The sequence below is a fragment of the Flavobacterium sp. ARAG 55.4 genome, from assembly GCF_051846875.1.
Lineage (GTDB): Bacteria > Bacteroidota > Bacteroidia > Flavobacteriales > Flavobacteriaceae > Flavobacterium > Flavobacterium plantiphilum.
Map to the genome: position 1 here is coordinate 100,715 of NZ_JBPYCT010000003.1, position 13,966 is coordinate 114,680.

Annotated in this window: 10 protein-coding genes; 5 read left to right on the forward strand and 5 right to left on the reverse strand. The window is 33.9% G+C overall.

The window, feature by feature from the left end; genetic code table 11:
- Positions 1-96: 96 nt before the first annotated feature.
- Entirely contained in the window at positions 97-357 is a 261-nt protein-coding gene (locus ACSV4D_RS04425) for a SemiSWEET family sugar transporter (protein ID WP_408081449.1), read from the reverse strand.
- A 162-nt stretch (positions 358-519) separates the two neighbouring features.
- Positions 520-2,796 carry a catalase/peroxidase HPI gene (katG, locus tag ACSV4D_RS04430; RefSeq protein WP_439227300.1) on the reverse strand — a complete coding sequence of 759 codons (2,277 nt, stop codon included), beginning with the start codon at positions 2,794-2,796 and terminating at the stop codon, positions 520-522.
- Between the two features lie 340 nt (positions 2,797-3,136).
- Here katG and ACSV4D_RS04435 point away from each other — a divergent pair, with 340 nt between their 5' ends.
- Positions 3,137-4,915, forward strand: a complete 1,779-nt coding sequence (locus tag ACSV4D_RS04435; protein ID WP_439227301.1) for an AMP-dependent synthetase/ligase — start codon at positions 3,137-3,139, stop codon at positions 4,913-4,915.
- 57 nt (positions 4,916-4,972) lie between these two features.
- Here ACSV4D_RS04435 and ACSV4D_RS04440 read toward each other — a convergent pair whose 3' ends face one another.
- Genes ACSV4D_RS04440 through ACSV4D_RS04450 form a run of 3 tightly spaced genes read right to left on the reverse strand, consistent with a single transcriptional unit; the run spans position 4,973 to position 8,986 of the window.
- Entirely contained in the window at positions 4,973-7,219 is a 2,247-nt protein-coding gene (locus ACSV4D_RS04440; RefSeq protein ID WP_439227302.1) for a UvrD-helicase domain-containing protein, read from the reverse strand.
- Positions 7,209-8,384 (reverse strand): ATP-dependent nuclease, encoded by a 1,176-nt coding sequence (locus ACSV4D_RS04445; protein ID WP_439227477.1) that lies wholly within the window; start codon positions 8,382-8,384, stop codon positions 7,209-7,211. Before ACSV4D_RS04445 ends, ACSV4D_RS04440 begins: the two co-directional genes overlap by 11 nt.
- 14 nt (positions 8,385-8,398) lie before the next feature.
- Positions 8,399-8,986 (reverse strand): ATP-dependent nuclease, encoded by a 588-nt coding sequence (locus tag ACSV4D_RS04450; protein WP_439227303.1) that lies wholly within the window; start codon positions 8,984-8,986, stop codon positions 8,399-8,401.
- Between the two features lie 470 nt (positions 8,987-9,456).
- Here ACSV4D_RS04450 and ACSV4D_RS04455 point away from each other — a divergent pair, with 470 nt between their 5' ends.
- From ACSV4D_RS04455 to ACSV4D_RS04470, 4 genes are all read left to right on the forward strand, one after another.
- Positions 9,457-9,924, forward strand: coding sequence for a MarR family winged helix-turn-helix transcriptional regulator (locus ACSV4D_RS04455; protein ID WP_408081443.1), 468 nt, complete (start codon positions 9,457-9,459; stop codon positions 9,922-9,924).
- On the forward strand, positions 9,908-12,298 hold the full coding sequence (locus ACSV4D_RS04460) for a 3-hydroxyacyl-CoA dehydrogenase NAD-binding domain-containing protein (RefSeq protein ID WP_439227304.1): 2,391 nt from the start codon (positions 9,908-9,910) through the stop codon (positions 12,296-12,298). Before ACSV4D_RS04455 ends, ACSV4D_RS04460 begins: the two co-directional genes overlap by 17 nt.
- An 89-nt stretch (positions 12,299-12,387) precedes the next feature.
- Positions 12,388-13,569, forward strand: a complete 1,182-nt coding sequence (locus tag ACSV4D_RS04465; protein ID WP_439227305.1) for an acetyl-CoA C-acyltransferase — start codon at positions 12,388-12,390, stop codon at positions 13,567-13,569.
- A gap of 41 nt (positions 13,570-13,610) precedes the next feature.
- Positions 13,611-13,964, forward strand: a complete 354-nt coding sequence (locus tag ACSV4D_RS04470; RefSeq protein WP_439227306.1) for a four helix bundle protein — start codon at positions 13,611-13,613, stop codon at positions 13,962-13,964.
- Positions 13,965-13,966 lie beyond the last annotated feature (2 nt).

The following is a 13,966-nucleotide window of genomic DNA, read 5'->3' on the forward strand; positions in this document are numbered from 1 at the left end:
CAACTATTTCATAGTTCAAATTATAAAAAATCCAGTCTTATTGGTCAAAATGAGACTGGATTTTTGTATATCAAAAAGATATTTTCAATTATAAAATCACTCTTTTTCGTAGTAAATAATAAAATAAACCATTATTAAGTTTAAGAATAAAGAAATACTATTAGTAATAACAATAGGAAGGTCATTTTTTAAAATTCCATACACCACCCACAATGCCACTCCAAAAGTCAGTACACTAAAGGTTAACAACGAAATATCTTTTACTTTTTTTGTTCTCCAGACTTTCAAAATCTGAGGAATAACCGAAGTCATCACACATACTCCTGCAATGAAGCCCAGGATATCGGTAAAATTCATATTTTCTATTTTTAAGTTAAAGCATCGGAAATTATAGTAATCAAAAATAATTTGATTTAATTTTCCGGCTTGACTTCAATAAAACAATGATTATCTCAAAAAAAAAAACTCTCAATCAGTTTTTTAACTTTTTGAGAGCTTTTCAATGAATGCAGAACAATTTTAGTTAACCAAATCAAAACGATCTAAATGCATGACTTTATTCCAGGCAGCCACAAAATCTTTCACAAATTTATCGTGAGCATCAGCACTGGCATAAACCTCAGCAACAGCTCTCAACTCAGAGTTAGATCCAAATACTAAATCCACGCGGGTTCCGGTCCATTTGGGCTGTCCCGTTTTACGGTCTGTTCCCATATAAATTTCTTTACTCTCGTCCATTGCTTTCCATGCTGTCCCCATATCTAACAAATTAACAAAGAAATCTGCTGTTAATTGCCCCGGACGATTTGTTAACACACCATTTGCAGATCCGTCATAATTAACATTCAAAGCTCTCAAACCACCTATCAACACCGTTAATTCAGGAGCGGTCAGCGTTAATAATTGTGCTTTATCAATCAATAATTCTTCGGTAGAAACAGCACTTTTGTCTTTTCTGTAATTTCTAAATCCATCAGCTACAGGCTCTAAAAACGCTATAGATTCGACGTCTGTTTGCTCTTGAGTTGCATCTGTACGACCAGCTGAAAATGGTATGGTTACTACTGTTCCGGCAGCTGCTGCAGCTTTTTCAACGCCAACATTTCCTGCTAATACAATTAAGTCTGCAACAGAAACTTTTTTAGATCCGTTAGCAGTATTAAACTGATTTTGGATATTTTCTAAAGCCGTTAAGATTTTACTCAACTGAGCGGGATTATTTACTTCCCAGTTTTTTTGTGGTTCTAATCGAATGCGTGCCCCATTAGCCCCACCACGTTTATCAGAACCTCTGAATGTCGATGCCGAAGCCCAGGCTGTCGATACTAATTCTGACACTGAAAATCCTAATCCTGAAATTTGAGATTTTAAAACATCAATATCATTAGCATCTATTAATTCATGATTCACAGCCGGAAGCGGATCTTGCCAGGTAAACACTTCCTGAGGTACATCCGGACCTAAATAGCGTGAAAGAGGCCCCATATCACGATGCGTTAATTTAAACCATGCTTTTGCGAAAGCATCAGCAAACTGATCCGGATTATCCCTAAATCTTTTGGATATTTTTGCATATTCAGGATCAAATCGTAACGATAAATCGGTTGTCAGCATTGTTGGTCGGTGCATTTTATTGGGATTATGAGCATCAGGAGTAATTTCACCAACATTTTTAGCCACCCATTGATGCGCACCGGCTGGACTTTTTGTCAATTCCCACTCAAAATCTAATAAATATTCAAAAAACAGGTTGCTCCATTCCGTTGGTTTGCTAGTCCAGGTAACTTCGAGACCTGAACTAATAGTATCCGCACCTCTTCCTGATCCATAACTATTATTCCACCCAAAACCCTGCTCTTCAATTCCCGAAGCTTCAGGTTCTTTACCCACATGCTCCGTAGAAGCTGCCCCGTGTGCTTTACCAAAGGTATGTCCACCGGCAATTAATGCCACCGTTTCCTCATCATTCATTGCCATACGGGCAAAAGTATCTCTAATATCATGAGCTGCTAAAACCGGATCCGGATTTCCGTCCGGTCCTTCCGGATTAACATAAATCAATCCCATTTGAACTGCTGCCAGAGGATTTTCTAATTTACGGGAATGAACTTTGCCATCTGCATCATCGTCAGAAGCCACTACACCCTCTCCTGGAACTCCATGAGAACCTTGTGCATAACGGATGTCGCCTCCCAGCCAGATTTTTTCAGAACCCCAATACACATCCATATCCGGTTCCCAAACATCAGCACGTCCACCGGCAAAGCCTAATGTTTTGAATCCCATCGATTCTAAAGCGATATTTCCGGTAAGAATCATTAAATCAGCCCAGGAAATTTTATTGCCATATTTTTGTTTTATGGGCCAAATCAAACGGCGTGCTTTATCTAAAGACACATTATCAGGCCAGGAATTTAACGGAGCAAAACGTTGCTGACCTGAACCTGCACCACCGCGTCCGTCCTGCACACGATACGTACCTGCACTATGCCATGCCATACGGATAAAAAACGGTCCGTAATGACCAAAATCTGCCGGCCACCAGTCCTGAGAATCGGTCATTAAAGCATGAAGATCTTTCTTTACCGCCTCTAAATCCAATGATTTAAAAGCTTCTGCATAATCAAATTCTTCATCCATAGGATTCGATTTTGATGAATGTTGACGTAAAATATCAACCTTTAACTGATTAGGCCACCAGTTACGATTTTGCGTTCCATTACCTGCACTCTGCTTTGGGGCACTTCCTGAAAAAGGGCATTTCCCACCACCGTTTGAATTGTTTGTGTTTTCCATAATTATTATATTTCTTTTGTTTTAAAAATCTGCCAAGCTAAGTTATCGATATAAAACTATTAAAAAATATTTTACAATAGATAATACTTATAGTTTAATATTGTTTAAAAAAAAGATTTTAGGACATTAAATTACAAAATAAAAAACACAAAATCTATAGGGAAATATAATTATCTTACTTACAATAATTTATAACAAGTATCATTAATTAATTTACTTAATAAAAAAACTCTTTTTAAACAGATTAGAATTATCATTATTTTTCGCTTAATAAATTGCTAAAAAAAAGAAAATTTAGTATTTTTTTTATAATTTGCATAGGATTCCAAAACACGCAGACATGACTTCAATTACCAGAATTTTTGATTTTCCTTACCATCAACAGGATGAATTTACTACAATTCCGGATGCTTTAACATCTAAACAAAATGGTGTCTGGATAAAAGTTTCTACTCGGGAATACATTGCTCAGGCAAATACTATTTCGAGAGCTTTGTTGCGAATGGGGGTAAAAAAAGATGACAAAATCGCCATTATTTCGTCTAATAACAGAACGGAATGGCATATTACAGATATTGGCGTGTTACAAACCGGAGCACAAACTGTCCCAGTCTACCCTACTATTTCCGAAGCAGATTACCAATACATCCTGAACCATTGTGAGGCAAAATACTGTTTTGTTTCTGACGAAGGTGTATTGCAGAAAATAAATTCTGTTAAAGACAAACTACCACATCTTAAAGAAATTTATAGTTTTAATACGATTCCCAATTGTAAAAATTGGAATGAACTGCTTATTCTGGGAGAAGACAACAGCAATCAGGACGAAGTTGAAGCAATAAAAAACAGCATCAAAACCGAAGATTTAGCCACTATTATTTATACTTCGGGAACAACCGGGAACCCAAAAGGGGTGATGCTTTCGCACCAAAATATTGTTTCAAATGTTTTAGGTAGTGCTCCCAGAATTCCTTTTAAAGCAGGAGAAAGTCGCGCATTGAGTTTTTTACCTATTTGCCACATTTTCGAACGAATGGTTTTGTATTTGTACCAATTTTACGGTGTATCGATTTACTTTGGCGAAAGCATAGAAAAAATTGGCGAAAACATAAAAGAAGTCCAACCTACTGTCATTACAGCCGTTCCCCGATTAATCGAAAAAGTATATGATAAAATTTATGCTAAAGGAGCAGAACTTACCGGTATTAAAAAGAAATTATTCTTTTGGGCGATTAACTTAGGATTGCGATATGAACCTTATGGAGCCAATGGATTCTGGTATGAATTTCAACTTAAAATTGCACGAAAGCTTATTTTCAGCAAATGGAAAGACGGACTTGGAGGTAAACTGGAAGTTATGGTTTCCGGAAGTGCCGCACTGCAAACCCGTTTATCCCGAATTTTTGCCGCTGCCGAAATTCCTGTCATGGAAGGTTATGGACTAACCGAAACTTCGCCTGTAATTGCCGTAAATGATATGCGGAACTATGGATTCCGAATAGGAACTGTTGGAAAAGTCATTGATAATGTCGAAGTAAAAATTGCCGAAGACGGCGAGATTCTTTGCAAAGGTCCTAACGTAATGATGGGTTATTATAAAAATGAAGCCTTAACTAACGAAGTGATTACCGAAGGTTATTTCCACACAGGAGATATTGGAAACATGGATAAAGATGGTTTCTTAAAAATTACCGATCGCAAAAAAGAAATGTTCAAAACATCCGGCGGAAAATACATTGCACCTCAGCTGATTGAAAACACGATGAAGCAATCCCGTTTTATTGAGAATATTATGGTGATTGGCGAAGGTCAGAAAATGCCGGCGGCTTTTATCCAGCCTAATTTTGATTTTATAAAAGAATGGGCTAAGAAAAACAAAATCAATGTGGGAACAACTCTAAAAGAAATCAGCACGAATGAAAAAGTAATTGCCCGCATCCAACAGGAAATTGATTCCATTAATCCAAAATTTGGACACTGGGAACAAATTAAAAAATTCGAACTCACTCCTACCGTTTGGTCTATTGATGGTGGCGAAATGACCCCAACACTCAAATTAAAACGTAAAAACGTGTTGGAGAAGTATCAGGATTTATACGATAAGATATATGGTGTTTAAAATCAAAATGATATAAAACTAAAAACGGCTGTCTTTTGAGATAGCCGTTTTTTTTTATCAAATTGGTATTACTTCCCAACCAAAATCTTTAAAATCTTGAATTTTTTCTTTAACATTTTCTTCTAAAACTGCAAAACACAACAAATGTGTTGGACGAGAAAAACCTACATACATCATTTTTAAAGCTTCTTTTCCAAATGCATCTTTTTCACCTGTATTTTTACCTTTGTTTTTTTCGCCAACAATAAAGTTATGGTTAGAATTTGTCAAAACATTAAGTATTTGAGATTTTTGGGACTCGTATTTATTTTTAAAAGTTTCAATGTACATTGTAGCACAATGTGTTTGTCCTTTTACAGAATGAATAGTTGCTATATCTATACTAAAATCTTCTTCTCTAATTATTTCTTTTATAGGTTTAACTTCCTTTTCAAAAGTCGAAATAAATAATTGAGTTGATGGTTGTAAATTTTCACTTAGTACAAACCATTCTCTAAACTCTTCGTTTATAAATTCTTTTATAGACTTAAAAACTTCTTCGTAATTTTTCTTTGTAACTAATTCAAAGCACCACTTAAATAATTTTTCTTTGAATATTTCATAAGCAAAAGGGTATTTATCTTCTAATTGTAAAATTTGAATATGTTTTATCATTTCACTTTTAGAATATCTTCTTTGCACTTCTTTACCTCTTATAGTAGTTGTATATTTTTCTTCTTCTAATAGTAAAATGTAAATCAATGCGTTAAGAATAGATTTTCTAACAGCTTCAAGTGTTGTTTTATTTTCATCAAATAATTGTATGTGTTTACTCAAAGTTGAAAAATCTTCTTTTTTTGCTTTTGATTCTTTGGAATATACAGGAAAAATATCTTGTAAGCGAATGTTTTTGTTATCTTCTTTCTTCTCATCCCAAACAGCTGACCAACCAATTATTTTGAAACCGTTTTCTTTATTCTTTTCGCAATGATGTAATTTATGTTTGTTTATTAATTCTTTGAATTTATCCTTTAACAAATGCTTTGTTTCGTGGCTAAAAACAATTAGATGTGGTTTTATTCCTTCTTCTCCTTTACTTTCGACAATAAATTTAGGAATACCATCTTCATCTTTTTTGGAGTCAAGAATAAATCTATTTACTAAATTTGAATTTAATTTTGTTAAGCGATTAGAACCTTTAAGGAAAAGAGGTTTCCTTTCTTTCCAATCACATTCAGTTTTTACTTTTTTAGAAGTTGAATTATAGATTGCTTGATTTGGATCTCCAATTCTTTGAATAATAGTTTTAGAATTTTCTTTAAAAAAGATATTTTCAATAATATCAATTTGATATTTTTCTAAATCCTGCATTTCATCAACAAATACATATTTAAATCGATTTTGAAGAATGGATTTGATTTTAGGAAAACCTTTTAGATAAAATTCACCAAATGAAAAAGAATCTTTATATCTTAAAAAGCCTTCTTTAAATAAAATCTCATATTGTTCTAGCAATAATTTACCAGAACCTTTTTCAAAACCGAATGTAGTTTCGTTATTTATGAATTTATTTGATAAAAAATCTAATCTATAGTGTGTGGCTTTTTCAAACTTTTCCTCATTTACTTTCTGTAATGCAAATTTATTTTTACTCTTAATTAGTTCTTTTATACTTTCATTAATGTTTTTAGTTTTTAAACTATCATCTTTACAAGACATATAAATTAAATTCCCTTTTTTACATAGAATATTTTCCTTTTTTAATTTCTGATGTATTTCTCTTGAGTCTTTTAAAGAGATTTTCAGAAATTCAGAAATTTCTTTTTGAGTTAAGTTTGAATAAGAAGAATAGATTTGATTAAAAAAATAGCTAAATAAATCATTTTTAAATGGTAGTTTTTTCGTTAATGAAATTAATTTTGAAGCGGGTATTTCATCATCATTTTTTGATATATAAGTGCCATATTTTTCAAAACAACCTTGATTTGCCAAATACTTATTTACAAAAGTTTGAATTGTCCCCACAAAATTCGGATATTCAAAAAGATGGGGACAATGTTTTTTAAGTTTCTTTTCAATTTCATCAACTGCATTATTTGTATGCGACAAAACTAAAATTCCTGAACCATCATTAAAAGGCATTTGCTTTGACAAACAATATAATTTAGCCAATAAAGCTGTCGTTTTGCCGCTTCCTGGAACGGCTAATAAATCACAAGTATCAAGATTAGTAATAAATTCAATTCTTTCATCATCAAAATCATTACCTCCAATTAATAGTTTTGCAGCTTCTTCTATATGTTCAGGGTTAATTTCAATTTTCATAACTGCAAGCGTGTTTTATGGCATCAACTAAATATTTAATGTATTCGTCTTGTTCATCTATAATCAAACTTTCATTATCTTCTATTTTTTGCGCTAAATCAGTTGCAATTTTTACCTTATCTAATTTTGAAGAACTTACTTTCTTTAACATTGGAATAAATTCATCAAAGTTATTTTTAAAAATTGTTGGATGTACTTTTTTTAATGACTCTTTAAAAATTTTAGATAAACAAGTGGATTTATACAAACACCACTCTAAAGTCCATTGTTTAGCTAATTGTAATTCTATTTTAGTTTTATCAAACTCTTTTTCTAACTTTTCTAAATTCTCATATTTAGTTTTAGCTTTTCCTTCTAATTTATCAAGAGCAATGAAACTTCCATTTTCTTCTGGTCTGTTATCTAAATCTGTAACAATACTTACTGGTATATTCATTTTTTCTTCATCATTTTGTCTCAAAAATATTTTTGCAAAATGTAAATAGGCAGTAGAAGCAACATTTACAATAGAAACTTCTTTTTCAGTTAAATCATAATCCATTTTTTGAGCCAAAGCAGGAATTAATATTTCTTCTGACCAACCTTCAACAATAATTACTCCTTTAGCAAAAAATAGATTTGATTTTGTAACGTCTAAAAAACGTTTTAAATAAACATAGTCATTCGGTTCTAATTTAGTTTTTCCTTCACCCATTGGAAAAACATTATTGTCTTTACAAATTATTAATGATTTTAAAGGAACTTTTGAAGCAATGTTTGGACTATGTGTTGTTAAAATATATTGTATGGTTTCTTCTCCTTCTTTTTCTTTTAGAGCGTTGATAATTTTCATTTGAGCTTGAGGATGTAAATGCGCTTCTAATTCTTCAATCATACACAATCTTAATCCATCCCAATTTTCCTTTTTCAGATGGAGCAATTCAGCCGACATATAAAGTCGATTCATTGTTCCTAATCCTAAATTCGTTTCTTCATTAATGCCTAATGAAATTTTTTCAAGAATGTTTTTTATTTCTGCTTTTCCAAGAGAAAAAATAGATTCATATTTATGGTCAATAAATTTCTTTAGAAACTCATCAATTTTATCTTTTATTTCTTCTTTGTTACTTGAAGTTTTATCTACCTTATTTTCATCCTCAAACCAAAGTTCAATTTCTTCATTAATTTTTTTAAATTTTTCTACAAAATATGCTCCTTATTATTCTTGTCTTTTTTGAATAATTTATGTTCTTGAAGAATTTGAGATAAACGAGAATTCTTTTTTGCAGTTAAATCAGAATTTGCGTCTCTCAATGCTTTTAAATAAGTACATTTTAGATAATCTCTTGCTTCAGCATTAAGTGGAAAGCCAACATCGTCCATTCCAGCTTTAATATCAGTTGGTAAAATTCTACCGTCTTTGTCTTTACTGACATCATAGATTAATCTCAAAACAGGTATATCAATTCCATTTTCTTTTGTCCAACCAAGCCATTCAATGAAATTTTTGGCTTGATTATCCTTTAAACCTTTAAACTCAATTTCAATACGCAAACGATTTTCATTTTTATGAAAATCTTCATTTTCAACTTTTATCCACTCATAGGCGTGAGTTTTTAGAACTAATTTAATGGCGTCAATTATTGCAGTTTTACCTGAATCATTTTCTCCTATTAACACATTCAAGCCTTTGGTAAAAGGCACAATTAAATCAGGATTACTCGAATCAAAAACATTATTTGATCCATATTTTCTAAAATTCCAAAGTTTTAATTCTGATATATACATATTCCTGTTTTTTTAATCCTAAAATGTAAAAGGCTTCGATATCCAAATTTAACAAAAAAGCAACCACAAAAAACTTTATTCTACAATCAACTCATAAACTCGTTAAACGGGAATGTCTTTTGGAGTTGGGTTTGCGTGAGGGATGGAAGTGGCATCCTTTTTATTTTGTACTTCGACAAGCTCAGTATGACAAAATAAAAAGATATAACGGACAGCCCGACCTTTTCTCGTCTTTTTTTGATGAGAAAAGGACACGCCCAGGAAAAAATTAATATTAACAAGCTTCTCGATAATCCATACCAGAATTAAAAAAAATTAACAAAAAAATGTCATTTTTTTGTTATGCATGCATATCATTTTTTCTTATATTTGAAAGAACAGTACTATTATCCATAATTATTACATAGAAATAAAATGATTTTGATAAAAATGTACATCGCTTTTTGAGAGAAACCCAATACGCTTGCCACATGAAAAATAAAACCATCGATTATATCTTAAGAGCGACCTGGCAGGCGGTTTCCAGAATGTACAACGAGGAAGCCGCTAAATACGGCGCTACCATGGCAACGGGATTTGTATTATTGAGTATAGACAAAGAAAAAGGAACACCATCGACGGCTTTAGGTCCCAAAATGGGAATGGAGGCCACCAGCCTGACCCGCACCTTGAAATCGATGGAAGAAAAAGGATTAATCCTCAAAAAAAAGAATCCTAATGATGGTCGCGGGGTTTTAATATACCTGACCGAGCTGGGTAAAGAAAAAAGAGCTTTGTCAAAAAGCACCGTCATTCAATTTAACGAGAGTATCAGAAAACACATTTCTGATGAAAAATGGGAACATTTTACAGAAGTTGCCGAAACGATAGGACAACTAATAAACGATAAAGAAATATTTAATCAATCTGAAAATATAGAAAATGAAACGCACCATTAAAAAAGTTGCCGTAATAGGTTCAGGAATCATGGGTTCAGGAATTGCTTGTCATTTTGCCAATATTGGTGTCGAAGTTTTGCTTTTGGATATTATTCCAAAAGAAGTTAACGACGCCGAAAGCAAAAAAGGGCTTACACTGGAAAGTAAATCGGTAAGAAACAGAATTGTTAACGAACATTTGGCGAATTCCTTAAAATCAAAACCTTCTCCTATTTACAGCACCAAATTTGCCAGCAGGATTACCACGGGAAATACTACTGATGATATGGCAAAAATTGCTGCTGTGGATTGGGTTATTGAAGTTGTTGTAGAACGACTGGATATTAAAAAAGTTGTTTTCGAGCAAATTGATCAATACCGAACGCCGGGAACATTGGTTACTTCAAATACTTCGGGGATTCCTATCCATTTTATGAGCGAAGGACGAAGTGAAGATTTCCAAAACCATTTTTGCGGCACGCACTTTTTTAATCCGGCGCGTTATTTAAAATTATTCGAAATCATTCCGGGACCCAAAACTTCAACAGAAGTATTGGATTTTCTCAATAATTATGGCGAAAAATTTTTAGGAAAAACTTCGGTTGTGGCTAAAGATACTCCTGCGTTTATTGGAAACAGAATTGGAGTTTTCGGAATCCAGAGTTTGTTTCATTTGGTCAAAGAAATGGGCTTAACCATTGAAGAAGTGGATAAACTAACAGGGCCAGTAATTGGACGACCAAAATCAGCTACTTTTAGAACAGTCGATGTAGTAGGTCTGGATACTTTGGTACATGTAGCCAATGGAATTTATGAAAACTGTCCTGAGGATGAAGCGCATGAATTATTTAAACTTCCGGAATTTATTACCAAAATGATGGAGAATAAATGGTTTGGAAGTAAAACGGGACAAGGTTTTTATAAAAAAGTGGATGCAGCTATCCTTTCTTTAGATTTAGATACTTTAGAATATCGTCCTGCTAAAAAAGCATCATTTGCAACATTAGAACAGACAAAAACCATCGACAAACCGATTGATCGTTTTAAAATTTTATTGAAAGGAACGGACAAAGCGGGTGAATTTTACAGAAAAAGTTTTGCCGCCTTATTTGCCTATGTTTCTAATAGAATTCCTGAAATTTCGGATGAATTATATAAAATTGATGATGCCATGAAAGCCGGCTTTGGCTGGGAAAACGGACCATTTGAAATCTGGGACGCCATCGGAGTTGAAAAAGGACTTGAAATCATCAAAGCAGAAGGTCACACTCCTGCTCCATGGGTAAATGAAATGATGGCTTCAGGAAATACCAGTTTTTACACTATAAAAGAAGGAGCTACTTATTTCTATGATATTGCAAAGAAATCGCAAACTAAAGTTCCCGGACAAGATGCTTTTATTATTCTGAATAACATTCGCGAAAGCAAAAAAATATGGAGTAACAGCGGCGCTATCATCGAAGATTTAGGAGACGGAATTTTAAATATTGAATTCAAATCTAAAATGAACACTATTGGTGGAGATGTGTTACAAGCCATCAACAAAGGAATTGATCTAGCCGAAAAAGAATATGAAGGTGTAGTTATTGGAAATCAGGCAGCTAATTTTTCGGTGGGAGCCAATATTGGAATGATTTTCATGATGGCAGTGGAACAGGAATATGACGAACTGAATATGGCCATAAAGCAGTTTCAGGACACCATGATGCGCGTGCGTTATTCTTCGATTCCGGTAATTGTGGCACCTCACGGAATGACTTTTGGCGGTGGCTGCGAAATGAGTTTACATGCTGATAAAGTGGTTGCTGCCGCAGAAACGTATATGGGATTAGTGGAGTTTGGTGTTGGTGTGATTCCTGGTGGTGGTGGTTCTAAAGAATTAACTTTAAGAGCTTCTGATTTATTCCGTAAAAATGATGTAGAATTAAATACTTTACAGGAATATTTCCTGACTATTGCTATGGTAAAAGTATCGACTTCAGCTTATGAAGCCTTTGATACCGGTTTATTACAACATGGAAAAGATATTATTGTAGTTAACAAAGACCGCCAAATTGCCGAAGCTAAAAAACACGCCTTATTAATGGCCGAAGCGGGCTACACTCAACCCATCAGAAGAAATGATATCAAGGTTTTAGGAAAACAAGCTCTGGGAATGTTTTTAGTAGGAACAGACCAGATGCTGGCCGGAAAATACATCTCTGAACACGATAAAAAAATTGCTAACAAACTGGCTTACGTCATGGCTGGTGGCGATTTATCAGAACCTACACTAGTTTCTGAACAATACCTACTGAATCTGGAAAGAGAAGCTTTCTTGTCTCTTTGTACCGAAAGAAAGACGTTGGAACGCATTCAGCATATGTTGAAAACAGGGAAACCTTTGAGAAATTAGTCTAAGAACCAAGAAGCAAGATACAAGAAACAAGATTTACTCACAGTAATCTTTTCTGTTTTTTCTTTCTTCTATTATCTAAATAAAAAATGAAAACAGCCTATATAGTAAAAGCATATCGGACAGCGGTGGGAAAAGCGCCAAAAGGAGTATTCCGTTTCAAACGTCCTGATGAATTAGCGGCAGAAACCATTCAGCACATGATGAATGAACTGCCTGATTTCGACAAAAAACGAATTGATGACGTCATGGTAGGAAATGCTATGCCGGAAGCTGAACAAGGTTTAAACTTTGGACGGCTTATTTCATTAATGGGATTAGAAATTAATGATGTTCCGGGTGTAACGGTGAACAGATATTGTGCTTCAGGAATAGAAACCATCGGAATGGCAACTGCCCGAATTCAGTCGGGAATGGCAGATTGTATTATTGCCGGAGGTGCCGAAAGTATGAGTTTTATCCCAATGGGCGGTTACCGTCCTACTCCTGATTATGCTGTTGCAAAAGCAGGTCACGAGGATTATTACTGGGGAATGGGACTCACTGCCGAAGCTGTGGCCAAACAATTTAACATATCCAGAGAAGATCAGGATGCATTTGCTTTTCAGTCCCATCAAAAAGCTTTAAAAGCGCAAGCCGAAGGGAAGTTTGACAGCCAGATTGTTCCCATTACGATTGAACAGACTTTTGTGAATACCGATGGTAAAAAAGAAACTAAATCCTATACCGTAAACCAAGACGAAGGTCCGAGAGCAGATACGTCAATGGAAGCATTAGCTAAACTAAGACCTGTTTTTGCCGCTGACGGAAGTGTAACTGCGGGAACCTCATCGCAAATGAGTGATGGAGCAGCTTTTGTTTTAGTGATGAGTGAAGAATTAGTAAAAGAATTAAATCTGGAACCCATTGCCAGACTGGTTAATTATGCCTCAGCTGGAGTAGAACCAAGAATTATGGGTATAGGACCTGTAAAAGCAATCCCAAAAGCCTTAAAACAAGCGGGATTACAACTAAAAGATATTGAATTAATTGAACTAAACGAAGCTTTTGCTTCTCAATCTTTAGCTGTAATCAGGGAATTAGGATTAAATCCGGATATTGTAAATGTAAACGGAGGTGCCATTGCCTTAGGACATCCGCTAGGTTGTACCGGAGCTAAATTATCAGTTCAGTTATTCGATGAAATGAAACGCCGTGGCAATAAATATGGAATGGTCACTATGTGTGTAGGAACCGGGCAAGGAGCTGCGGGGATTTTTGAGTTGTTGTAAGAAACTAGAAGAAAGAAACAAGAGAAAAGATATAAAAGCTCATGAAACATAATTTCAAAAATCTTAAAATTTGGATTTTATCAATGGAAATAACTTCTGATATTCATAAAATAACTTTAGAATTTCCTAAAAATGAAATTTATGGACTAGTAAGTCAAATGAATAGAGCTGCAGTTTCAATGCCTTCTAATATAGCCGAAGGTTCAAATAGAGGAAACACTCATTTTATCCATTTTATAAACATCAGCCTTGGTTCTTCATTCGAATTACAAACACAACTATTAATTGCATTTCAAAATAGATATATAACTGACGAAAAAACGATAGAAATTGAAAACAAGATTATTGAATTTCAAAAAATGACTACTGGATTTATCAGTAAATTGGAAGTCTAATC